General features: G+C 38.6%; 28 protein-coding genes and 1 pseudogene. 11 read left to right on the forward strand and 18 right to left on the reverse strand.

The window, feature by feature from the left end; translation table 11 throughout:
* Positions 1 to 71: 71 nt before the first annotated feature.
* The gene (locus HWQ23_RS25785; protein ID WP_292834732.1) at positions 72 to 266 is read right to left on the reverse strand and encodes a CopG family transcriptional regulator; all 195 of its coding nucleotides are present in this window, start codon (positions 264 to 266) and stop codon (positions 72 to 74) included.
* Between the two features lie 34 nt (positions 267 to 300).
* On the opposite strand from HWQ23_RS25785, the pseudogene HWQ23_RS25790 reads away from it, so the two are divergent.
* Positions 301 to 1,520, forward strand: a pseudogene (locus HWQ23_RS25790) (RNA-guided endonuclease InsQ/TnpB family protein).
* On the opposite strand, the gene HWQ23_RS25795 reads toward HWQ23_RS25790, so the two are convergent.
* Positions 1,458 to 1,721: a hypothetical protein gene (locus HWQ23_RS25795; RefSeq protein ID WP_292834735.1), complete on the reverse strand. Its 264-nt coding sequence runs from the start codon at positions 1,719 to 1,721 to the stop codon at positions 1,458 to 1,460. The pseudogene HWQ23_RS25790 and the gene HWQ23_RS25795 sit on opposite strands and share 63 nt — an antisense overlap.
* 964 nt (positions 1,722 to 2,685) lie before the next feature.
* Here HWQ23_RS25795 and HWQ23_RS25800 point away from each other — a divergent pair.
* The gene (locus HWQ23_RS25800; protein WP_292834738.1) at positions 2,686 to 3,012 is read left to right on the forward strand and encodes an STAS domain-containing protein; all 327 of its coding nucleotides are present in this window, start codon (positions 2,686 to 2,688) and stop codon (positions 3,010 to 3,012) included.
* Here HWQ23_RS25800 and HWQ23_RS25805 read toward each other — a convergent pair whose 3' ends face one another.
* From HWQ23_RS25805 to HWQ23_RS25845, 10 genes are all read right to left on the reverse strand, one after another.
* Complete coding sequence (locus tag HWQ23_RS25805; RefSeq protein ID WP_292834741.1) at positions 3,013 to 4,149, reverse strand: PP2C family protein-serine/threonine phosphatase; 1,137 nt, start codon at positions 4,147 to 4,149, stop codon at positions 3,013 to 3,015.
* A gap of 154 nt (positions 4,150 to 4,303) precedes the next feature.
* Positions 4,304 to 5,071 carry a DUF1350 family protein gene (locus HWQ23_RS25810; RefSeq protein ID WP_292834744.1) on the reverse strand — a complete coding sequence of 256 codons (768 nt, stop codon included), beginning with the start codon at positions 5,069 to 5,071 and terminating at the stop codon, positions 4,304 to 4,306.
* Positions 5,072 to 5,480: 409 nt separating this feature from the next.
* Positions 5,481 to 6,200: a hypothetical protein gene (locus HWQ23_RS25815; protein WP_292834964.1), complete on the reverse strand. Its 720-nt coding sequence runs from the start codon at positions 6,198 to 6,200 to the stop codon at positions 5,481 to 5,483.
* A gap of 282 nt (positions 6,201 to 6,482) precedes the next feature.
* A complete protein-coding gene (locus HWQ23_RS25820; protein ID WP_292834747.1) occupies positions 6,483 to 6,734 on the reverse strand; it encodes a hypothetical protein in 252 nt (83 codons plus the stop codon).
* A 5-nt stretch (positions 6,735 to 6,739) separates the two neighbouring features.
* Entirely contained in the window at positions 6,740 to 6,967 is a 228-nt protein-coding gene (locus tag HWQ23_RS25825) for a DNA-binding protein (protein ID WP_292834749.1), read from the reverse strand.
* Positions 6,968 to 6,991: 24 nt separating this feature from the next.
* A complete protein-coding gene (locus HWQ23_RS25830; protein ID WP_292834752.1) occupies positions 6,992 to 7,585 on the reverse strand; it encodes a Uma2 family endonuclease in 594 nt (197 codons plus the stop codon).
* Positions 7,582 to 7,767 carry a ribbon-helix-helix protein, CopG family gene (locus tag HWQ23_RS25835; RefSeq protein WP_365742716.1) on the reverse strand — a complete coding sequence of 62 codons (186 nt, stop codon included), beginning with the start codon at positions 7,765 to 7,767 and terminating at the stop codon, positions 7,582 to 7,584. The genes HWQ23_RS25830 and HWQ23_RS25835 overlap by 4 nt, the downstream gene beginning before the upstream one ends.
* A gap of 194 nt (positions 7,768 to 7,961) precedes the next feature.
* On the reverse strand, positions 7,962 to 8,342 hold the full coding sequence (locus HWQ23_RS33505; protein ID WP_365742762.1) for a PIN domain-containing protein: 381 nt from the start codon (positions 8,340 to 8,342) through the stop codon (positions 7,962 to 7,964).
* A gap of 21 nt (positions 8,343 to 8,363) precedes the next feature.
* Positions 8,364 to 8,600, reverse strand: a complete 237-nt coding sequence (locus HWQ23_RS25840) for a hypothetical protein (RefSeq protein WP_292834755.1) — start codon at positions 8,598 to 8,600, stop codon at positions 8,364 to 8,366.
* Positions 8,601 to 8,701: 101 nt separating this feature from the next.
* A complete protein-coding gene (locus tag HWQ23_RS25845) occupies positions 8,702 to 8,920 on the reverse strand; it encodes a type II toxin-antitoxin system HicB family antitoxin (RefSeq protein WP_292834758.1) in 219 nt (72 codons plus the stop codon).
* Positions 8,921 to 9,031: 111 nt separating this feature from the next.
* Here HWQ23_RS25845 and HWQ23_RS25850 point away from each other — a divergent pair, with 111 nt between their 5' ends.
* Positions 9,032 to 9,379, forward strand: coding sequence for a DUF6883 domain-containing protein (locus tag HWQ23_RS25850; RefSeq protein WP_292834761.1), 348 nt, complete (start codon positions 9,032 to 9,034; stop codon positions 9,377 to 9,379).
* A complete protein-coding gene (locus tag HWQ23_RS25855; RefSeq protein ID WP_292834764.1) occupies positions 9,376 to 9,600 on the forward strand; it encodes a DUF4926 domain-containing protein in 225 nt (74 codons plus the stop codon). Before HWQ23_RS25850 ends, HWQ23_RS25855 begins: the two co-directional genes overlap by 4 nt.
* A 14-nt stretch (positions 9,601 to 9,614) precedes the next feature.
* Here HWQ23_RS25855 and HWQ23_RS25860 read toward each other — a convergent pair whose 3' ends face one another.
* The 4 genes from HWQ23_RS25860 to HWQ23_RS25875 form a co-directional block, all read right to left on the reverse strand.
* On the reverse strand, positions 9,615 to 10,166 hold the full coding sequence (locus HWQ23_RS25860; RefSeq protein ID WP_292834767.1) for a hypothetical protein: 552 nt from the start codon (positions 10,164 to 10,166) through the stop codon (positions 9,615 to 9,617).
* Complete coding sequence (locus HWQ23_RS25865; RefSeq protein WP_292834771.1) at positions 10,163 to 10,492, reverse strand: hypothetical protein; 330 nt, start codon at positions 10,490 to 10,492, stop codon at positions 10,163 to 10,165. The genes HWQ23_RS25860 and HWQ23_RS25865 overlap by 4 nt, the downstream gene beginning before the upstream one ends.
* Before the next feature lie 22 nt (positions 10,493 to 10,514).
* Complete coding sequence (locus HWQ23_RS25870) at positions 10,515 to 10,718, reverse strand: hypothetical protein (protein WP_292834774.1); 204 nt, start codon at positions 10,716 to 10,718, stop codon at positions 10,515 to 10,517.
* Positions 10,719 to 10,830: 112 nt separating this feature from the next.
* The gene (locus HWQ23_RS25875; protein ID WP_292834777.1) at positions 10,831 to 11,034 is read right to left on the reverse strand and encodes a DUF2281 domain-containing protein; all 204 of its coding nucleotides are present in this window, start codon (positions 11,032 to 11,034) and stop codon (positions 10,831 to 10,833) included.
* Between the two features lie 150 nt (positions 11,035 to 11,184).
* Between HWQ23_RS25875 and HWQ23_RS25880 the strand changes: the two genes are divergently transcribed.
* Complete coding sequence (locus HWQ23_RS25880) at positions 11,185 to 11,352, forward strand: hypothetical protein (protein WP_292834780.1); 168 nt, start codon at positions 11,185 to 11,187, stop codon at positions 11,350 to 11,352.
* Here HWQ23_RS25880 and HWQ23_RS25885 read toward each other — a convergent pair.
* Together HWQ23_RS25885 and HWQ23_RS25890 are read right to left on the reverse strand one after the other, a co-directional pair.
* A complete protein-coding gene (locus HWQ23_RS25885; protein ID WP_292834783.1) occupies positions 11,323 to 12,654 on the reverse strand; it encodes a GIY-YIG nuclease family protein in 1,332 nt (443 codons plus the stop codon). The two genes, HWQ23_RS25880 and HWQ23_RS25885, sit on opposite strands and share 30 nt — an antisense overlap.
* Before the next feature lie 657 nt (positions 12,655 to 13,311).
* Positions 13,312 to 15,525, reverse strand: coding sequence for a phosphoketolase family protein (locus HWQ23_RS25890; RefSeq protein WP_292834786.1), 2,214 nt, complete (start codon positions 15,523 to 15,525; stop codon positions 13,312 to 13,314).
* A 334-nt stretch (positions 15,526 to 15,859) separates the two neighbouring features.
* Between HWQ23_RS25890 and HWQ23_RS25895 the strand changes: the two genes are divergently transcribed.
* The 6 genes from HWQ23_RS25895 to HWQ23_RS25920 all read left to right on the forward strand — a co-directional run bounded on the left by HWQ23_RS25895 (position 15,860) and on the right by HWQ23_RS25920 (position 23,302).
* A complete protein-coding gene (locus tag HWQ23_RS25895; RefSeq protein WP_292834789.1) occupies positions 15,860 to 17,242 on the forward strand; it encodes a cytochrome P450 in 1,383 nt (460 codons plus the stop codon).
* Between the two features lie 322 nt (positions 17,243 to 17,564).
* Entirely contained in the window at positions 17,565 to 18,323 is a 759-nt protein-coding gene (locus HWQ23_RS25900; protein WP_292834792.1) for an LmeA family phospholipid-binding protein, read from the forward strand.
* Positions 18,324 to 18,427: 104 nt separating this feature from the next.
* A complete protein-coding gene (gene crtO, locus HWQ23_RS25905) occupies positions 18,428 to 20,122 on the forward strand; it encodes a beta-carotene ketolase CrtO (protein WP_292834795.1) in 1,695 nt (564 codons plus the stop codon).
* Positions 20,123 to 20,763: 641 nt separating this feature from the next.
* Positions 20,764 to 21,138: a DeoR family transcriptional regulator gene (locus tag HWQ23_RS25910; protein ID WP_292834798.1), complete on the forward strand. Its 375-nt coding sequence runs from the start codon at positions 20,764 to 20,766 to the stop codon at positions 21,136 to 21,138.
* 457 nt (positions 21,139 to 21,595) lie between these two features.
* Complete coding sequence (locus tag HWQ23_RS25915; protein WP_292834801.1) at positions 21,596 to 22,339, forward strand: tetratricopeptide repeat protein; 744 nt, start codon at positions 21,596 to 21,598, stop codon at positions 22,337 to 22,339.
* A gap of 78 nt (positions 22,340 to 22,417) precedes the next feature.
* Positions 22,418 to 23,302 (forward strand): SDR family oxidoreductase, encoded by an 885-nt coding sequence (locus HWQ23_RS25920; RefSeq protein ID WP_292834804.1) that lies wholly within the window; start codon positions 22,418 to 22,420, stop codon positions 23,300 to 23,302.
* The last annotated feature ends 258 nt before the right edge of the window (positions 23,303 to 23,560 follow it).

The raw sequence follows: 23,560 nt of genomic DNA on the forward strand, positions 1-23,560 counted from the left end.
GTTTTTACTGCTGAATTATTTTAATCTACGCTTAATTTAACAATGTATCAATTAATTTATCCTAAGTTTGGCTAATCCAGATGTTTTTTTCTCGCTCGTGAGAAATCCGGGTAAAGCCCCGTCGTTCGGGCGATCGGCTTTTTCTTCTTCAGACTTCTAATCAATTCTCTAAGAACATCGGTTTTTGTTCGCCCTACTAATTCGCAATATTCTTCAAGAATCTGAAACTCCAATTCTTCGATCCTAAAATCTAATCGCTTTTTCATTGATTATTCCGGCTATATGCTGTACAATATTAGCATGAAAACTCTAAAATTCAAGTTGTACCAACACAAGCGAAATAGATACCTCAAAGCTAGTATTAATGCTGCTGGAGTAATTTATAACTATTGTATTGCTCTCCACAAAAGATATTATCGGATGTGGGGTAAACACTTGAACTCTGCAAAACTTGGCTATCGCCACGCTACGCGAACAGGCGCACATTGCTAGATTGCGGAAACGCAAAGAATTCTGGCAATTAGTAGGTTCTCAGGCAGTGCAAGACATTTGTCAACGCATAGAGAAAGCCTACCAATTATTTTTTAAACACAACAAAAAGGGGGTTAAACTACCAGGGTTTAAGAAGGTCAAGAAATACAAATCATTCACTCTAAAACAAGCAGGATATAAATTTTTAGGTGGTAATCGGGTCAAGATAGGTCAGCGAGTTTATCAATATTGGAATTCTAGAGAGATTGAGGGGAAAGTTAAGACACTAACTATTAAACGCACGCCATTGGGTGAATTGTTTATGGTTGTTGTCGTTGATGGTATTGATGAACCAGAAATCAAGTTCACGACTGGTCAGATAGCGGGATTTGATTTTGGCTTAAAGACATTCCTAACCTGCTCGGACGGTTCTAAAATCGAATCGCCCGAATTTTTTAAACAATCACTTAATGCAATCAAGAAAGCGAATCGGCATCACTCTAGAAAATTAAAAGGTGACGCTCCTAACGTCGCTAACGCAACTCTTGGAGACGCTACGCGAACGCTATCATCCAATCGGGAACGAGCAAGGAAGAACTTGGGACGCGCCCATGAAGACATAGCCAACCGCAGAACTGATTGGTTTTGGAAATTAGCGCATGAGCTGACCGATAGATTTGATGTGCTGTGCTTTGAGACACTTAACCTCAAGGGAATGAAGCGTTTATGGGGAAGGAAGGTTAGTGATTTAGCGCTCCCTTGACTTTCTAAATATCCTGGAATGGGTAGCGAAGAAAAAGGGTAAACAAGTGGTCTATATTGACCGATGGTATCCTTCTACTAAAACTTGTTCTAACTGTGGACACATTTTAGAAAGTCTGGATTTGTCAGTCAGAGAGTGGCGTTGCCCATCATGTCAATCTGTGAATGGTCGTGATGACAACGCATCTAAAAATATTCAAATCGTTGGGGCATCAATGGTTGGGTTAGGCGAGGTAAGACGGTCGAAGACTGCAATCGCTGTTAGCAGCCCAGAATCCCTGCCCTAGAAGTGCAGGGAGTATGTCAATCTCAGCTATATCCCAGCGGTTGATGGTTTCATCCTGGCTACTTCTGAGGGGAGTTTTTCCGTTAGGCCCCAAGGCGATCGCTTCTTCAAAGAAGCGAAAAATATCTTCACGGGCATCTGCATCTATCCAAGTAATGTCTAACTCTGGCCCTAAATCTTCTCTAGACAAATCAATCAGCACCAGTTTGTTACGAACCTTCTAATCTGAACATAACCCTGTTTTGTCAATTTGGGAGAATACAATAGCTGGAAGGGTTGCGGAGCTTTAGTTTCCACTTTTTGTCTATAAATTTTAGTTTCTATTAAAAAATAAAGCCTCAAATATTGATGAAATCAAAGTTTCAGAGCTTGGCTTCGATTATTGTTTTCCGAGAGTGACAAAACAGGGATAAGTAAGTAGGCATAAACAAACCTAACTATGTAACGAAATATAAAATGCTCAAAACCTTTGCGATTGCTTCTCTTCTCTACGAGAGGCTGTGCCAACGAGACGCTCCGCGAACGCTTCACTTCTCTACGTTCCGCTCGCAATGACGTAGTTATGAATTTTCCCGCCTACCTACTTACAGCATTCTGCTTGATATTAAGTACCTTTTCCAGTATTATGCTCAAATAGCTTGCGTAAACGCGCAATTTTATTTGCAGTCATCATGTTGAGCAATAACAAACATTGAGAATAGTAAGTAAAACTTTTATGGTTAAGGAATTCTGGTAAGCTGTTCCACATCTAGTTTACATATCTAAATTTAATTAAAATCTTGTGGGGTGGGCCGGAAAGCCCGCCCTAATTATGCAAGTTAAATGTGGAACAGCTTAATTGTGTTTTTTATAGTTTTAAGGAGCGATCGCCACTCTTAATCTACTTGATACGACTGCTTTTCACCCTTCGCTAATGACAATCATTATCATACTTATTTGCACCCAGTGACTTCTTAACAGTCAAAGTATAATTATAAGTTAATAAATAGTTTTGCTAAAAAAAATAAATATTTTATAATTTACACTGCCTTATTCAAAATTACTTACAAAGTATTGAAGGTTAGTAATCGCTTATTTTTTATCTGGTAAGCATTTTTTAAATGATCTATGATTGGGATATGCTAACAAAAACAGAGCAGGATTTACACAAATCAGAGTGAGGTATTATGAGAGAAGAAGTAAAAGTTATTAAGCTCATCGGTAATTTAAACGCCACAACTTCACAGCAATTTCGACAAAATATTACTGATGTTCTAGTAAGTGGTGCGAAAATTGTATTAGTAGATTTTCAAGATGTAACATTTATGGATAGTTCAGGTTTGGGAGCTTTAGTATTAGCTTTCAAAACCTTGCGAGCAGCAGATACTAAGCTTGTTCTCTGCTCAATTAATGAGCAAGTCAGGATATTATTGGAACTGACTAATATGGATAAAGTATTTGAAATATTCCCCAGCCAAGACGTATTTAATCAGGTTTTAATCTCAAAGACTTAATTAATCAAAGTTCATTTGTAAAATAGATAAATCATCATCAAAAGCATCTTTGGAGTTCAAAGCGATTAAATAACTCAGTACGTGATCAAGTTGGCAATCAACAGGATGTTGTAAACTAACTAGTAGCTGAATAAAAGCATCCAAACTCCAAAGTGTCCCATCTGATTTAGTGATTTCATAAGCGCCGTCACTAAAAATGTAAAGGGAACTGAACTTTTCAATATTGCAAAAATTATCAACATATTTTGCCTCTGGAAACATCCCAACTGGCATACCGGGGGTTTTCAATAGTTTAACTTCAGACTTTCGTGGAGATGTGCCGGTTACTAAAACTGCTGGTGGATGACCTGCGCTAGCATAAATTAAGTGGCGGTTGATTCGGTTGTAAACTCCATACCAAATCGTAAAGTATTTGTCATTTTGATAATTCATCTGAAAGGTATCATTCAAAGCCTTCAATACATCGCTAGGTTGATAGTAATCCAGACTTTTGAGTGCACGGGAACGCAGCAGATTCAGCACTGAAACAGAGGGAAGAGTGGCTTTGAGTCCATGTCCGGCAGTATCCATTAAGTAAATTGCTAGATAATCAGGATCGAGCCAGTAGTAATCGAAACAGTCACCGCCAAGTTGCCGCGAGGGAAGGAATCGGAAATTTATATTGAAGGGTTCAGTCATGGAAAGAGGCAGCAGCGATCGCACATATTCTGCGGCTTCTGACATTTCTGATTCTAAAAGCAACTTTTGAGCCTGCAAATCTCTACTCAACTGATGCAGGCGTAATCCCGCTCTTACCCGTGCTTGTAATGCATTGTGCTCAATCGGTTTGGAGATAAAATCATCAGCACCAGCATCTAGACCTTTAACACAATCGTCAACCGAATCTAAGGATGTTAATAAAATAAAGAATGTGGTAGAAAATTTGGGTTCTGTCTTAATGCGATGGCAAACTTCCAGTCCACTCAACCCCGGCATGATCCAATCACAAATAATTAGTCCTGGACGGTAAACCAGCGCCTTTTCTATTCCTTCCTCGCCGCTACTGGCAGTAACTACCTCATAACCCTGTTTTTCCAACATCCTTTTCAGGAGTATTCTTATTGAATAGTCGTCATCAATTACTAGTATTTGAAACATAGAAAGTTGTATGAAACGCTCATTAATAACTTGCTGTAAAAATAGAAAATAAAAATACTATATGGGCTAATGAGTTAGTAGTATTAATACAGATATACTACTAGCTCATTGAGATTTTTCCATCGAATTTATGACTTTTTAAGGTCATAAAAGATTATGGTGGTGCAAGAGGATTCACCCACAATAGGATAGTATTTTTTAGCTGGTTCAAATCGCGGTATGCTTCTTGCTTGAACCATTGCCCTAAGGCATCAAAGGGGCTGAAAGATGTTCCAGTTTGCCATTTAATATCTTGGCCTAGAGGTGTTGTATGAGTTCCTGGTAACGTTTGTGCTGTCACCATCTCATCAAAACGTTCTTCTAAGATTTTGGTTAAAGCTGCCGATTGATCAATGGTGTCATTACTAAATTTTATTAATAAATTGCGGCGGATATTGTAACGCTCTTGGACAAGCTTGTTAGTTTCCAACGGTGAGGGGGTAAACTCGATTTTCAAAGTAGAATTGAACTGTTCTACTAGGGGGATAGCTTCTTTAGCGGCGTAGTTGTTGAAGGATATTAAAATATTGCCTGCGCGTTCTACTTGAAAGAGGCTACCAATCAGCAAGTGAAGTTTACAGCCCATGCTGTGTCCAATGCCGTAGATGGGAAAGTAAAGCTTGCGTAATGCCCCAGAGTCATGTAAGCGTTCCAGAGTGCGGTCAAAGTTTAGCAGTACAGATTTTGCGATCGCAGTATGATCCAATGTATTGACGAAAGGCGTAGCAATTACAACATAACCTTTACTTGCCAGTTGTTCGAGTAACCAGCGATAAGTAATGTGCGGTGCAGTGGCGACAAATGCACCTCCTAAAAAATGGATGATACCTATGGGATTTCGGGGAATGATTACCCAGTTACCTCTGACTTCTTTCCAGTCCATACCGATGAGCGATCGCTTTAGGAATATTCTTTATGTTAGACCGGGGATCGTAACTGTGGGAAGGATTATGCAAAAAGCCATTCAGGATGTCTGGCAAATACATGGCAAGCCAACCCACCCAGCAGCGTCTATGGACTTATCGGGAGCATTTACGCCTTCTCCAACTCTTACTGAGTGCTGTTAGCTTTCTTCGCGGCGTTTAGCCCGTGATCAGTGCTGAGTAAATTCAGGAGTGCTTTCTAAATGCCCATTACAAAACGTGTCCGCGTAGAGAGCGCGTCTTTTAGAGAGCGTCATTACGTTAGCGTAGCGGTAGCGAGTCCACGTACTCCTGCGGAGGACAAGCTAGCAAGAGCGTCTGTCTGCGACACGCTATTCGCGTTCGTAGAGAGCGTCATTACGAATTATTTTAACGCTGAGTCTGTAATCTTTTCATTTCGTGTTGCACATCTAATGCAATCTCTAATGCTTCATTGAGCAACCTTCCATGCTCAGTAGCCTGTTCAGTTACTTGCATGGCTGTTAAAGTTGCTAAATTGTTGACGAATAGTTCTGTATTACTAAGGATAAAGCTCTTATGCTCCCTCAAAATCCTTTCTGTCTTCAAAGCCCGAACTAAATCAGCTTTGGTGAGTTTAAGCGCTTCGATAACACCCTCTCTTTCCTTTATAACTACTTCTGGATTACCAGCTTCTTCTATTTGGTCATTGATATCTATTACTCTAATAACAGTATTATATCTATTAACCTCATTTAACAGGACTTGCAGAGATTTTGTCATATTACTTTTGACAATTTTATTTCTAGCTTTCCATATTAAATATAAGATAGTTTGCGTCAGTCCACCAATCCAAAGACCTAAGATAATTAACAATATCCAAGATGGAATTGTTATCCACGTCACAAAAAGTTTAATAATTATATCAAAGAAAATATAGACAAAAACAAATGTTGAAAATCCAATAAACACTACAGTTGCCCCTTCAGAGCTTTTAAGCTTTTGTATATATATCTTTGCTAATCTCTTCAGAGGATTTGTAATGATTACAAGTTTCTCGTTGACAGGTAAATTAGTCAGCTTTTGCAGTTCATCCTGACTAATTTCCAAGCCCTGTAAATCATCCCGCACTGCTTTTAAACCCTTGCCAGAATAGTTATTTAATCTAATATAGCAATCAAATTTCTGGAATGCTGGCATTTTGTCTAAACTTTTTTAAGTAAATTAATTACTTCTAGGCAATGTCAAAAATTTTTGTACAATATGATACTCTTTTGCCAAGGGAACTATTTATACTATAGTAATCCAAAAAGATTCCCGACTTCTTCAAGAAGTCGGGGTTCTGAGCCTATCGGTGGAGAGCAAATCAAATAGGATTTGGAAAGCGCCGATTAAAAAGTGTAGCTAGATAAATTACCTATGAATCTGAGTAAATAGGGAATAACCACTGATAGCAAAAATAAAAAAGATGGCGGCAGGAAAAATTACTACATCCCTGACAATAAATAAAATCCAATCTTTTCTCAGTTCTTGTTTAAACTTGAGTTCTCGCAGCTTTTGCTCAAGTTCTACGTCTTCTTGTGACTGCAAGTTTACAGTTGAGATAATTAGTGGATTGTCGCCTTTGCTGGCAATTATTTTTGATAAATCTGTTCTATCTGTCATGCTGTTTAGATACCAATAATTTCAGTTTCCAGGTTTTGGTTATCATCTGCAATCCAAATGTACTTGCCTTTTTGCTTGGCTTCTACGGCTACCTCTAGGAGGGCAATCGCCTTTAACAGCACCTCAGCATTATCTCCATTAATCTGTTGCGCCAGATTATTTAGTGTTTCATAAAGTTCTGGCGATAAATCTAAATTTATTTGAATACGCTGATTTTTTAATTCTACAATCATTTTTAAATTATTTTCCTTAAAATCTTACTGCCGAATTCCTTTGATAAACTCTGTCCTTGCTTCAATTATTGAAGGTATTAAAACGCAACGTGCTAACAATTTTATATCTAGTTCTGGTAGTAATTGACTCTCAGGAATTTGCTCATAGTTATCATTAGTCAGGTGATATACAGATAACTGATTATTTTCCCAAAACCAGACTTCAGGAATTTGAAACCGCTTATACTTTTCTAATTTATCTATGCTGCCACTAGTAATATTTATTTCAATTGCTAAATCAGGATTTTCTTTCTTTTCCCCTATATAATAAGACTCATCAGGTTTAAAAGAAGCTCCCTTTTCTTTTGCTCGACGGGTGGCGCTACCTACAGGAAAAAAGTTGATATTTTTTTCAAAGAAGTACAGCGCTAGTAATATAGCAATCACACTTTTAATAGCTTCGTGTTGTTCACCAAGAGTCATAAATTCCACACACCCATCAAGATAAGTTATCCGCAAACCTGGCGCATCTACTGTTAAGGCTTCAAGTTTCTCAAATTCGTCCCAAGTGTAATGGCCAGGTAAGAGAAAACGCTGTTCTTCGAGGGTGGTGATTTGGTCTAGGGTTTGTGGAGTCATACAGATATAGGTATCAGTGTCGAGTAAAATTTAGCTATAACCATGATTTGCATCAAGGTTATAGCCTGACGCAGAACATCACTTTTACTTATGCCTATTTTATTTGCTAGTTCGTCTAGTATCTGATTTAGTTCAGGTGACAAATCTAAGTTTAAGCGAACCATCTTTTCAGTGTCAGTCATGGTTCCATGCTTGTGTAAAATCTTAAGTACATTATAATTGGCTGAGGCTGTAAGATTTATAGTGATTATGATTCAAGAATTTGATAGGGTTATTCTGAGTAGTGATCTCCCAGAATATTAGATTAGGGTAATATGGATATAGTTGTTTTGCGACAGCAACGTAGCCAAGAATACAAGGGTGATGCAAACATAAATCAAACAAATGGATTAAGGATTCTTACTTTGTTATCTATTAGCTGATTGTGTTGCATATCTTCTGAGTAAATTATGGAACATTTACCTAGTAAAGCTGTAGCTATAATTAGGCTATCCCAATAAGAGTAGTTATATTTCGTATTAATTTCTAATGCTTGTATAACTTCTGTTGTGTTAATTGCTTGAACAGGAAAGGTGTTGATTACATCTGATATAATTGTGATTGCATCTGTTCTTGATGTAAATTTTTTTCTAGTTAAAACATGAAATAACTCACCCAAAACTTGAGTGCTAACTAAGAGCAATGAGGAATTGTTTTTGATAATTTCTGCAACCTTATGGTATTTTTCAGGTGGGTTTTGGCGTAGAGATAAATCCAGAGATTGCTATCGAGAAAAATATTATTGCTCATATATTTCTTCTCGATTAAATTTGTAATCTGGAGGAAGTAAAAAAGAGTAATGATTGACTTTTTCTAAAAAATGGTGGATTTTGGATTCTCCATCATTAATTGTTTGAGTAGATTGAGTTGGTTCCAAAATTACAATTTGTATGGTTTTACCTTCTAATTCCGGGCTAAGTTTTTCACTCAGAACTAGTTCGCCATTAGTGCAGGTTGCTTGGACAATTTTGAGCATAAAATTACTGAAGATGAAAATTGACTTTTTTTCAATGTAAGTTAAAACTTTTCAAAAATCTTGACAGCTTCCTTATCGGAGATATTTAATAAACGTCCCATTTATATTACAACTTCCTCGATAAACACTTGCGATTCTTTAACAATATAAGGTTTACTATGTTTAGCTTGAACGTGCAGATATCCTGTAATGGCATCTTTAATATTTTCAACTGCCTCATCTAGTGTTTTGCCTTGACTCACACAGCCTGGAAGTTCAGGAACCTCAGCAACATAACCTGCATATTCTGAATCAAAAGTAAAAATCACTTGAAATTTCATAATAAATTAATCTTGGATAGTTGAGGTCTAGAATAAATATAACGCTCAAAAAGGCGATAAATTAAGAGGCGACAGGCGATAAACTAAAGATAAGAAGGTAACAAAGGCGGATTGAAACTGCCGAATTATGAACTGGCAGTTGTGCCACAGCGAAAAATCACTGAGTATCTGTTGTCGCCAACTCACCCCGATGGACGCAGCAAGGAAAAGTTTTTCGCTGCGTTTGGTTTTTCAGTAGAGGATTGGGAAACTTTTGCTAAAGCATTACTAAATCATCTTGCTGATAACTATGTTACAAAGATTGAAGATTCACCATTTGGAACTCGATATGCTGTAGAAGGTACACTGCTTTCACCAGATGGGAGAAACCCGATGATTCGTTCGGCTTGGTTTATTGAAACAGGGGAAACTATTCCTAAATTTGTTACTTCATACCCACTGAAACGGAGAGAAGAATGATTCAAGAACTTGATAGGGTTATTCTGACTAGTGATATACCAGAATATAGTTTAGAAGAAGGTGATATAGGTACAGTTGTTTTAGTACATCAGAATGGCAAAGGATATGAGGTTGAATTTGTCACATTAGATGGAGAAACTGTGGCAATTGTTTCACTCTACAGCATACAAGTACGTCCAATCGGTAGAAGAGAAATTGCGCGATCGCGGCTGATAAATTAATACTATATTGATGGCTAATTAATTGCAACAGAAGCCGTAATCAACGATGATAAGAAAGTAATTATTTCTTGGATTAATGGATGTTGTTGTATTATCCTAATTTCTTCATCATTTATATTGCTAAATATTCTAGCGTTTATTTGTTGATTATTACCAAATACTCTCTCTAAAAAATCTTTAGGTTTACTTTGAGATAATTGCCATTCTAAATCATTAAATTGGCGTTGTGCTATTTTCTCAATTAATGATTTATTTTGGAGAAATACAATTTCTAATTCGGGAACTCCCAGAAATACTTGAAAGGGAGTTCCAAATGATACTTGCTTTAATACATAATTAATTAAATCACGTTTTTCAAATATTTGAGATTCGTTATCTGTGTCTGCATCTAAGACAATAGCAACAGGTGTTTTACGAGTAGCAAGAAGTGAAGTACCTAAAGAACGCGCTCTGTAAGAACTTTCACCTGCGATAAATTTGATATCTTCACTCAGATGTTTTGGCAGTAATCTCTGTAAAATTTCTACATCTTTATTATTTTCTGTAATCATGTATGCTAATGTCATGAAAAAATCTCCGTTGTAATGTCGTGATTAGGGATACCTTTATGAACACAAACACGATATTTTTTAACTAGGAATTTACATATACATTTATTTCCTAGTGAATACTCAATTTCTTCTCCTCCCCACAAGAGAATAGTTTGAGGAGCAACAAACCCAGTTAAAATTACGGCGGCTTCTGTAAATCCAGTGCGACTAAACACGCTACCAATTGCTGTTGCTGGTCTTCGTAGTAGTTGATTTCGTAGCTTTGCTATGGGTTCAATATTAACTTCTTCAGTTGTATCTTTACATTCTATCAGGCAGGCTAGGCTGTCTGTATATACCACTCCGTCAATTTGTTCTACTATTTTATCTTGAATTTTTTTTTACAGTATTAGGCCAAGCTACCTCCCCACCATCAAGCTGGAATGCGCGTAAAATTAAATATTCTAATGCTTTACCTGCATCCCAAAAATTTGAAGTATTTCTTGCTTTAATTTCTGACCATAAAATCATTAAATTATCCCAGTCATAACTAATAATTCTTGCTTGATATTCTGCATCTGTGGTCATGATTTAATTTTAGAGGATATAATATTTGAAACGTTAACATAACCAAAATCCTGTATCAACGATGATCATATTTATTAGTTAATGTATTACACAAAACTTATTTATATGTAGTTTATAAATTTTCTTCCACAGAACAACAACCAATTAATCCAATTTCATTAAACTTTTCATAGAGACTTTTTTCCTGACTATGATTTGCTGATTCTGGTTGTGGATAACGCTTTTTGAGTAACTGAATAAAATCAAGTAGTAAGATTTGAGCTTCTTCTGGTAAAGTATCAATATCTTTAGATATGTCTTCAAATTTGATTACCATAATTAACTTCTAAGATTGAGGAAAGTTTTCAGCATTACCCTATTATAAAGTACTTTTAAACCGATCGCGGCTGATGAATTTATAAAGGCATACAGCCTAAGAATATTTTAAACTTTAAAATAAATTAGTTGATACCAGAGGCTAGAGAAAATGAGCATTGAGGAAATTATTATACATAAGGTAAGAATATTACCTCTTGATAAGCAACAAGAGGCATTAGATTTTGTAGAATTTTTACTTGCGAAAATCCAAGTGTCTTATTATATTGTTGGGTTTTCTCAACTCAACCTACTTATTGTTATTGGTTTGAAGCAGTGAAAATAAAGAATTGGATTGAAGCCATGCGAATAATTTTATCCTTTCACTATCATCTGGCTTTGATTTGTACTCACCCTTTTTAATTTCTTCTATAACATTGGTATTATGAAAGCCATACTTGTCTTTCATTAAGTCTTCAAACATAGCTAATGGAACTAGTAAACTATCAACTTCTGCATCATCTTCACTAAATCTAATCGTTTCATATCTAAACCTATAGCCAGACCATCTAATAGTAGGTAGTCTATCTATTTCCTCTTGTAAGCGTTTTATTGTAATATCATTTGGAACATCAGAATTTTTCCTTTTGTACATTATCCACAAGTAAAGATTGTGTCTAACAAAATACTTTCCATTGTCGTTAGTACATACTTCTATTTCTATATCATCCACATAAACAAACTGACGAGTCATTATTCTAACTTCACCTTCAGCCATTGGTTCTAATTCCTCCCAAGGTTCAGCTTCAACTGTATTTTTATAATTACTATTTAAAGGTTGAATTCTATAAATATTTTCTACTGGGATAGGATCATCTTCTAATGCTTCTAAACCTGATGTCTTCTCATCATTTTCTTCTTTTTTATCTAAAATTAATTCTAGCTGTTCCCTACTAAATGCCATAAGTTCTATTCCAGCTAGAGTCTGACGGTTTGAATTTTCCATGAAGTAAACTAAACTATCAAATGGAGATAAATCTATTCTTAAACCTTTGTATTCAGTCTCCCATAAACCAAATTTACCGGAAGATTTAGGATAAGTTTTGTATTCTTTCCACTTTAGCGAACTAGCCTTTTTGTTAATGTTTTTTAATGTAGTTCTAATACTGCCAGATAATCCTTTCATCCCATAAACAGGATATACTAAATATATTGTTGGTGGTTCTCCATCTGATATTGGATCAAAGCCAACTATCATAACATTGAACTTGGCTAACTGCTGAAGACTTTGCTGCAAAGCAGTTTCGGCTGGAGTTATTTTTCTAATTAATACTACTACTTTAGACCAATTAAGAGGTGGTTTGTATAACTTGATAAACTCATTTTCGAGATTTGATAGATTTTCTATATCACTACTACAAGTCAACCAACTAATACTAAGAGGATTTTTCCGATTAAATCTTCTTAGCTGATTAAATCTATGATGTGCTTTCCATCTTTCAACTAAATTAATAGTTCTACCTATATAAATAATCTGACCTTTACTGTCAAATACAAAGTAAATAGCTGCACAATTAGGAAGACGATCTTTGTCAAGTAAATAAACTGATGGTAATTGAGATATTTTGATGTTTTCTAGCAAAATTAGACACCCATAAATAAAAGATATATAATATATATTTTGAATTCTACTTTATATAAACACCAAAAGCTATCTAATAAAACCGCAAATCTACGCAACCAAACGCCAAATTCTCCGCGTTTCACTGCGTATATCTGCGGTTTGAAAATCTTTAATGTACTAACGCGATCGCACTTTTCCTCAAGTCTCCACAGTCACGCTGTAATTTCCCCACGCTTCCAGATAAAAGTATCCCGCTTCTAGCTCAAAAATCAACTTTTGCGACTTGTAAACTAAGTTTCTGACTCGTAAACTAACTTTTGCGACTCGTAAACCAGCTTTTGCGACTCGTAAACTAACTTTTGCAACTCGTAAACCAGCTTTTGCGACTCGTAAACCAGCTTTTGTGACTCGTAAACTAACTTTTGTGACTCGTAAACTAACTTTTGTTAACGGATTTCAGCAAATTTATCCCCATTGTTTCTGTCTGCTAAGTTCTCTTCAATAAAAAACGCAAATATACGCATTCCAACGCCATTTTCAGCGTTTGTATACGTATAAATGCGATAAAAGTGCAAACAATTCCAGCTTTATTTAATGGGCGTTGCTGAATCTAGGGATGAATATTTCACGCAAAGGAAAATTCAATAAAATTATCCCGCATTTATGCAACATCATTTAATGGACTAACGCGATCGCACGTTTTGTCAACGCTTCAGCAGTCAATCCATTAAACGCCATCAACTCACCAGCACTGGCTGTAGTTTCCCCACGCTTCCACGCAAAAGTATCACGCTTGGCTGTACTCCGCAACAGAATTGGTTCTAACATCCCCGCAGCACCACCAGTAACAGCAATTAACGCATCGCCATCAAATAATTCGGCAAATTTCGCATCATCCAAGAAACCGCCTTCGGGTTCAGAACAAGTATCCCAAGCAGTATCATGGCTACGGTACAATTGCCGAGGATTGATCACAGAAATAATCTTGGCACCAATACCTTCAGTTTCTAAGAAAGCAGCAGCTTCAAATACTGGCATTAATGTTAAATCACCAATTACAGCAAATACAACTTGCCTATCACCAGCAACTTCATGTAATAACACTGCACCATCGCGTAACCCTTGACGAGTTTGTTCTAAAGTTGTGCGAATTGGTAACGGGGTTTTACTTGCAGTAATCACAATTCCCTTATTCTTAGTTTTCAACGCCCAGTCATAACAAGCTTGAATACTATTAGCATCAGGCGGAAATAATGGGAAAACATTTCCATTTCGCATCAACGAAGCAAAGTAAGCTTCAATTTCTGGACGTTGGTGAGTCCAACCGTTGCGCCCTTGCTCTAATGCGCCTGCTGTGAATAAAGTAATAGTCGAGGGAGTTTTACGGCGCAATTCTGCCATTGATTGGGTTACAGTTTGCCAAATTGGTACTCCGTTGATGGCAAAAGATTCGTAAGAACACCACAAAGTTCTCGCACCCATTAACGCCAAACCGGCAGCTAAACCGGCACAAGCATCTTCACTCAATGGTTCATAAACTTGTCCATTTGGTGCTTGGTTATATAAGTCGTCGGTTGTGGGGTGGATAATCTTTAATGCTTGGTTGATGTTGGCAATTCCTGATGCTTCATTACCATCGGCGTTAGTGACAAGGAAATTCTGATCTTTATTTCCAACTATTCCTACCAATCGTCCCATCGCTGTTGTGGAAACTTTGGCTTCGCTTCCAACTGCATATTCTTCTAAAGGTAATTCGCCTAAATCTGGTAATGGAAATTCAAATTCTGTCACCACAGTTTTTGCTGCTGGGCCACCACCGGCGCGTTCTGCATTTGTTCTGACTAATTGCCAAGCTTCCGCAGACAAAGCACGGGTTTGCAATGCACTGACAATATGCGGCGCATCTAGCGTATCTTTGGGATACAGATTGTGAGATTTTGCCCCGCGTGCGTGGACTCCTGCACCTTTGAGTTGTTTAATAATGAAGACGGTAAGTTTACCACCCAGTGCAAAACGCGCGGCTTTATCCACACCTGAAAGTACTGCTTGAGTGAATGCTAGCCGCTTCTCGAAGGAAAAGGCGGTACTATCAACGTAATCCCCTGGTTGGTTTTGATCGTCAAAATCCTTGGCATCAACTAATACGACTTCATCAAAACCGTTACCTTGCCAATATGCTTGCATCTGTTCGTTGGTTTTCAGGGAAACCATGCTGTGATGTTCTTGGCTGTAACCGTTCCACACCAACACCGGTAAGAAGTTGGTGACAGCAGGATAAGCAGTATGGAAGTGCGCGATCGCACTTACAATATAAGGCTCACCCAATCCACCATCCCCGACTGTAAAGGGGAATAACTTATCTTTGTGTAACAGTGCAGCCGCCATTGCAAAGTGTTGCCCTTGTCCCAAAGGCCCCGCAGGTGCGAGAATACCGGGAATGAAACCAGAAAGGTGTCCTAAAAGTCCGTGCTTTTCTCGGAAGCGATCGCGCAATTCTTGAACTGTAAAAATTCCCATGTCCTCTAGTGAACGATCCAAGAACATGGCACTATAAAATCCGGGGGCGTGGTGTCCGACTTCAGTAATAATGTTCTTGTATCCCAGCATGACAAGAGATGCGTAAGCTTCTGCTTGGCTGGCGAATCCGCCGGGATGCCCAGAAGCTTTACTAGCAGTAACTTGTAAAGTCAGGTAGCGCAAGGCATCGGCAGCGAGTAAAGTTTGATATACAGCTGCTTTGTCTGTGGGAGATGCGATCGCTATTTTGCCCGACTCGATAGCAGGTGTTGCACCATAAGTTTCAAAATCTGGTAAAGCTTCACCAAAATATTGAATCCCTTCAGAAAAATCGGGAAGTGCTGAAGATGCCTTTGGGGAGATTGCAGTCATGCTGAGTACCTTTTGACGATTAGGTGAAACTGTCTGACAATTCAGGTTATCTGGAAAACCCCTTCTTCATCTCTCTTTTTTTAGGAGAAAGACTTTGAATTTCCCCCCCTACAGCGTTGGTTAGGGGGTTAGATTTTTCGTGGGCTTTTCCAGATGACATGAAAAGTCAGACGAAACTGTAGATGCTCGTTGAATTTAACAAAAATTTTACATCTTCGAGGTTGTAACAGTTTATTGCTTTTTTGCAACGTTAGAATAAGTACTTTAAATGGTCACGCAACCAAAATTCTAGTTAGTTTAAGTAGTAAAAAAATATTAAGCCGCAAAAAAATTTATGAAATTACCCAATGGCCCGCAAATCCCAGCACTTTTACAGATGGTGCGCTGGATCACCAATCCCATGTCATTTATGGAAGCTTGCGCCAAAAGGTATGGGGAGATTTTTACTATCAGATTAGAGAAAGATTCTCCTCCTATGGTGATTGTCAGCAACCCCCAAGCACTACAGCAGATTTTGACAAACGATACCAAGGAATTGGAAGCGCCGGGTGAGATGAATGATGTGTTTGAGTTTTTGCTGGGTAAGCATTCTCTGATTACCATTAGCGGGGCTGAACACCAGCGCCAACGGCAGTTGTTAATGCCTCCCTTTCACGGCGAAAGAATGCGAAACTATAGCCAGGTGATTACCGATGTTACCCAAAAAGTCATCAGCCAATACCAGATAGGCAAACCCTTCAATATTCGGTCTGCTACCCAAGCCATTACCATGCGGGTGATTATGCAAGCTGTATTTGGGCTACATGAAGGGCCTCGCGCCGAAAAACTACAGCAAATTTTGGGTGAGATTTTAGAAAAGGCCAGTTCTCGGTTAATTGTGACTTTACTTTTTTTTCCGGCTTTGCAAAGGGATTTTGGCCCGATTAACTTCTGGGGAAAGCAGATGCGCCGTCAGCAAGAAGCTGATAAACTCATCTACGAGGAAATTCGGGAACGTCGAGAACAACCAGATTCATCGCGCACGGATATTCTCAGCTTACTCATGGCTGCTAAAGATGAAGCAGGTCAACCCATGACCGATGAAGAGTTGCGCGATGAATTGATCACTCTGTTAGTCGCCGGTCACGAAACCACAGCGACAGCCCTAGCATGGGCATTCTACTGGATTCACAAACTACCATCAGTGCGCCAAAAGCTACTACAAGAATTAGATAGCTTGGGCAATCACCCAGACCCCAGCATGATTTTCAAGTTACCTTATCTCAACGCTGTTTGCTCCGAGACATTGCGGATTTACCCAGTAGCTATACTAACTTTTCCCAGAGTAGTAAGAAAACCCTTCTCGCTGGGCGGTTACGAACTAGAACCGGATACAGTCCTACTTGGTTCTATTTATCTGACCCACCACCGGGAAGATATTTATCCAGAACCTAAGCAGTTTAAGCCAGAACGCTTTTTAGAAAGGCAATTTTCTCCCTATGAGTATTTGCCTTTTGGGGGTGGTGCAAGGCGTTGTATTGGTCTAGCATTTGCGCTGTTGGAAATGAAGCTAGCACTCGCCACAATCCTTTCCAGCCTCGAATTAGAGCTAGTTGACAATGGTGAAGTGCGGCCTAAACGCCGTGGTTTGGTGACAGGCCCAGATCGTCCGATTCAGATGGTTGTCACCAGTCAACGTCAGGTTAAGTCTCCCATCCTACAGACAAGCACTGTTTGATAGTTCCAGGGGGTTGATGGTTGCGTTCAGGAAATTTTGAACTCCCATCTATACCGTTTTTCAAAAGACCTAACCCCCAACCCCTTCTCTTATAGGGAAGGGGAGTAAGATTCAAAGCGTCTCAGGAGTGGAAAAGAGGAATGGAAGCGGGGTTTATAGTATACTTTGTGACTTGACAAATACCTGGACTGCGATCGCAGTCCTATTTAAAAATTACGAATTACTTTAATTCTACAACCTACATATACCCCAATATAGATTCATTCTTCAGAACCAGCCTTTACAGTAACTAGTAAGAGGACATTTAGGAGATTACTAGTTCATGGCTGATGAGCATCGGTTGGAGGAAAAATTTCTATCCCAGGAAGCTGAAAAAAGAATATCCGAAAAGCTAGATGAGGTAGAACAAATAGAAATAGATGTACAAACCGATCTGTTGAAAATAGCTCAGGGACAGGCGGATGGAGTTTCGGTTGCAGGTCAAGGATTAGTGATCCAAGAAGGCATTCGCGTACAGGAAATAAAACTGCAAACAGAAAGTATTGCTATTAATCCCTTAAGCGCTCTTTTTGGTCAAATAGAATTTAATGAGCCAGTTAATGCCATAGCTCGCATTATAGTTACAGAAGTAGATATTAACCACGCCTTGACCTCAGACTTGATTCGCGGCCAGATGCAAAAGTTGGAGTTGGATGTAGATGGCGAAATTGTGAGTTTTGAGCCGCAAAAAATTCAAGTATTTTTACCTGGTGATGGCAAAATAGAATGTAGGGGAAGAATACTGTTAAAGGAAATGGGAAATACTCGCCTTTTCGCTTACACTGCGATGCTTCGCCCACGGACTAGTTCACAACCCGCGATGCTGGAGAGTTTTAACTGCACTGAGGGAGACGGTATTTCAATAGAATTAGTTACAGCTTTAATGCAGAAAGCCAAAGAACTGATGAATCTACCCTATTTTAAATGGGAGGATATGGCGTTTTCTATTAAAGATATAAAAGTAGAAATTGGTAGTTTGACACTTCTGGTAGAAACTCAAGTAAAGCAAATACCATCATCCTTAACTGTACTATCCCCTTAGTAGTATTGACAGTAGTTAAGGATAATTTTTGTAACTAAGGAGTGATGTAAATTTCTTAAAATTTTTATAAGCTTTTTAAAGCTACTTATTTCTAAAGAACAACTATGCAAGAGTATGATGTTGTGCTTATCGGTGCTGGACACAATGGGTTAGTTTGTGCAGCTTATTTGCTAAAAGCTGGTTATAGCGTCCTGTTACTAGAAAAGCGTTCTGTTCCAGGTGGTGCAGCAACAACTGAAGAATGTTTACCACAAGAGGCTCCTGGATTTAAATTTAACTTGTGTGCTATTGACCATGAATTTATTCACTTGGGGCCAGTAGTTGAAGAATTAGAACTAGAAAAATACGGCTTGCATTATTTGGAGTGCGATCCAGTTGTTTTCTGTCCTCATCCTGATGGGAAGTATTTCTTAGCACATAAGTCGCTAGAAAAAACTTGTGCAGAAATCGCTCGTTATAGTGAACGTGATGCTAAGAAATACGCCGAATTTGTAGACTATTGGCAACGAGCGATCGGTGCAATGGTTCCTATGTTTAATGCACCGCCCAAGTCAATTATAGATATCGTGGGCAACTACGATATCAAAAAACTAAAAGATTTATTTTCGATGATTGGTTCGCCAAACAAAACGCTGGACTTTATTCGCACCATGTTAACCAGCGCTGAGGATTTACTTAACGAGTGGTTTGATGAGGAATTTCTAAAAGCGCCATTAGCCAGACTCGCAGCAGAACTTGGTGCGCCGCCATCGCAAAAAACCCTTGCCATTGGTGCAATTATGATGGCGATGCGTCACAACCCTGGAATGGCCAGACCACGCGGCGGAACTGGCGCACTTGTGCAAGCTTTGGTGAAATTAGTTACAAGCAAAGGTGGCGTTATTCTCACAGATCAGCATGTTGAAAAAGTTTTAATTGATGATGGAAAAGCTGTGGGTGTGCGAGTCGCTGGTGGCAAAGAATATCGCGCTAAATATGGGGTTATTTCTAATATTGATGCCAAGCGGTTATTTTTACAAATGACTGATAAAAGCGATATCGATGGAGCTGACCCAAATTTATGGGAAAGATTAGAACGCCGCATCGTTAACAACAACGAAACTATCCTCAAGATAGACTTAGCTTTAGACGAACCACTGCACTTTCCACACCACGCCCACAAAGACGAATATCTCGTCGGTTCTATCTTGATTGCCGATTCCGTGGCTCATGTAGAACAGGCTCATAGTAAATGCACCTTGGGAGAAATTCCTGATGCTGACCCATCAATGTATGTGGTGATGCCTAGCTTCTTAGATCCCACACTAGCACCACCAGGTAAGCACACCGTATGGATTGAGTATTTTGCCCCTTATCAAATTGCTGGTGCAGAAGGCACTGGTTTAAAAGGTACTGGTTGGACAGATGAATTGAAAAACAAAGTTGCAGATAGGGTGATTGATAAGTTGGCAGACTATGCACCAAATGTCAAGAATGCAACTATCGCCCGTCGTGTAGAAAGTCCAGCAGAACTAGGAGAAAGATTAGGTGCATACAAAGGGAATTATTACCATATTGACATGACTTTAGATCAGATGGTATTTTTCCGTCCCTTGCCAGAAATAGCCAACTACAAAACGCCAATTGAGAATCTATTTTTAACTGGTGCAGGAACTCATCCAGGTGGTTCGATTTCAGGAATGCCGGGACGCAATTGTGCGCGTGTATTTTTGCAGGCAAAGCATCCCATTAGCCAAACTTTGAAGGATGCACGCGATTCGATTAAGTCAACTGTCGAGTCAGTCTTTGGCATTAGTTAAGCGTTGCACAGATAAAGTATATTATCACCAAAGCATACATTTGTTTTTGCAAAAATTAAAAACAGATGTATGTCTTTATGTGATATTTACTACAATCATCTAAAATAATTCGTAATTCCTAATGACGCTCCTATGGCGCTAACGTAATTAAGTTTTGCAATGGGATTTGAACCCCATTGCAAGACTCGTCGCTTGTTAGTTGCGAGAGACTTAGACCCCTCAAAATGTTAAAAATACCCTGTTAATAAGGGACTAAAATTAATTATTATCGAAAATATTTACTATTAAAATGACTACAAGCTCAATACGCTTGGTTAAGAAAAATTGCTTTGTTGGGTTAAGCAAAGCGCAACCCAACAAAGCCCCACAAATGTTGGGTTACGCTGCAGAAGGAAAGCTACGTTCCTCAAACGCCACTTGCTTCTCCTGTCGGAGACGCGCAAGGGACAAATCGGGAAACCGCACCTATAGCAGTGGCTCACCAACCTACGCAACTTAAGGTTTTTGGTGCTAACCCAAGCGTATTGACTACAGGCTGCTGATTAAAAACTTTTGTTAATCAGAAGTTGCTTTTTGATTGCAGAGTATGTATTAAGTAATTACAACCTGAAAACCTGTTAATTACTCAAAGGTATTTTTCAATGAAGTTTAATCAATTGCTAGCAGCAATATTCTCTTTTACAGCTTTATCAGTGGTAATGCAACCTCCTGCTCCCGCCTTAGCTCAAAGTACTTGTGCCTGCGTAACAAGTCAACCCCAACCTCAAAGGGGTCAAAAAAATCGGTCAAGCGGAAATTTTAGTACCCAAGGTTGTGCTGCTAACTTAATATGGACTTCTCCAACTCCTATTGTTTTTGATGTAAAGCAAGACAGATCCGGGAAAAGCGATCCAACCACGTTTTCAGGTTTGACTAACGGTGTAGTAACCGGGAACCCTAACCAAAGGAGTTTGTATATTGCAAATCCAAGAAATGCAAGCGGTAACTTTAGAGTTTGCGCTAAAAACCGCCGTTAACTTGTTCTAATACCCTTGCTTTTGACGGTCTTTGCTGGTGTTGTAGTGGCCACTCAGAGTGAAAGAAACCTCGTTACCCTCTGCGACAATATGAAAACTCCACCTTGGAAGATTATACATTAAAGATTTATTGTCCAATTTAAAGAGTTAGTGTCATTGACTCAAATCCTTTCTCAAATAGGGTTTGAGAGGCGGGTATTAATTGTTTAAATTGGACATAAATTATTTAATCCACACCAATAATCGTTTTTTGACTGAAATAGTTTCTAAGCAATTGCTTTATGTGTATTTAATATGATAATGTAACATACACTTGATTTTCAGAAGCTTCTATGCATCGTCAGCAAAGTTATTTATCAAAAAATAAGGGAATTAATGGGTAAAAACTAGTGTATTTTGAGAATGTTCAAAAAATGAACAATTTTTAACATCATCTTATAAGTTTTGTAGGTACAGCATGGTCTTTCGGCGCTGCTTGGTTGCATCTGGCTTGATCGCTTTCTTTGCATTTGGCTGTAGTGGTGGGGCAAACTCATCGACAGAAAATACTACACAATTTGTCCAAGAAAATAATGTAACCCAACTTTTAATAGAAGCGAAGGCTACGCAAAAAGCAGAAGATTTATTTCATCAAGGCAATAATTTATTAGATGGACAACGTTACGAAGATGCAATAAAAGCATACGACAAAGCGATCGCGATCAAAGTTGAGAGTCCTGAAGCTTGGATTAACCGTGGTATAGCCCTAACATCGTTGCAACGCTACCAAGATGCGATCGCATCTTATAACAAAGCGATCGCCATCAAACCCGATAAATATGAAGCTTGGTATAATCGTGGGATAGCCTTAACATCGTTGCAACGCTACCAAGAGGCGATCGCATCTTACGACAAAGCGATCGCCATCAAACCCGATAAATATGAAGCCTTAATTAACCGAGGCATTGCTCTGACAAAGCTGCACCGCTACCAAGATGCTATTTTGTCTTATGATCGAGCGATCGCTATCAAGCAAGATTTGCACCAAGTATATTACAACAAAGCTTGCTCTTATGCTTTACAAAGTAATCTGGAATTAGCAATTGAGAACCTAGACAAAGCAATCCAGCTTGTTCCTGATAAATACAAGAAGTTAGCAAAAACTGACCCAGACTTTACCAAAGTGCGTAGTGAAAAGCGCTTTCAGGAATTACTACAATAGTATTTTATAATCACCACTCAGTGTAGAATATAAACTTGCTGTAGCAAAGATTTTTTCTTGAGCGGTTTACGATTAGACATGAAAAAATTGTTAATCACCGGAGCGAGTGGTTTTTTAGGATGGCATCTTTGCCAGCTTGCAAAACAAGAATGGGAAGTTTATGGCACTTATTTTTCTCATTCTCTAGAGATTCCTGGCATCAAAATGCTAAAAGTGAACTTAACAGATTTTCAGGAATTGCAGCGCATATTTAGTGATGTCAAACCAGCAGGAGTTATTCATACTGCTGCACATTCGCAACCAAATTTTTGTCAAACCCACCCCGAAGAATCGCACGCAATTAACGTCATAGCATCCTCTAATCTTGCCGGACTTTGTGCAGATAATTCTATTCCTTGTGCTTTTACCTCAACCGACTTAGTTTTTGATGGCTTAAACGCCCCCTATCGAGAAACAGATGTAGTGTGTCCTGTCAATCTTTACGGTGAGCAAAAAGCGATCGCAGAAGCAGGTATGCTACAAAGATATCCCATGACCGCAGTGTGCCGAATGCCGTTAATGTTTGGTGCAGCAACACCCACAGCTAAAAGCTTTATTCAGCCATTTATTCAAACTTTAAAAGCCGAAAAAGAACTAAGTTTATTTATCGATGAATTTCGCACACCAGTAAGTGGAACAACTGCCGCCAAAGGACTTTTATTAGCATTGGAAAAAGTTAACGGCATCATTCATTTAGGTGGCAAAGAACGGATTTCGCGTTATGATTTTGGACAGATATTAGTGGAAGTATTTCAACTTCCCGCCACCAAGCTTAAATCCTGCCGACAACAAGATGTGAAAATGGCAGCACCTAGACCAGCAGATGTTTCTTTGGATAGTTCCAAAGCTTTTGCATTGGGGTATCAGCCTTTATCTTTACGAAAAGAATTAGAAGAGTTAGGAGTGAGTAGGGGCAATTCATGAATTGCCCCTACATGTTGTAATTTTGCCTAAGTTTTATCAGGGTAAGCGCGATCGCTTGCCAATATACATTATTCAGAACCCCGACTTCTTAAAGAAGTCAGGGTTCTGGGGGGATATTTATACAACTTGATATTTTACAAACATCCTCTAAGGGATTTCCAAGAAATAAATTATTCAATCTTGTGGGGTGGGCATCTTGCCCGCCCAATAACCAAAGGCGGGCAAGATGCCCACCCCACAATAAATAATTGGATATTT

Origin of the sequence: Nostoc sp. JL33 (genome assembly GCF_017114985.1) — a bacterium.
Lineage (GTDB): Bacteria > Cyanobacteriota > Cyanobacteriia > Cyanobacteriales > Nostocaceae > Nostoc.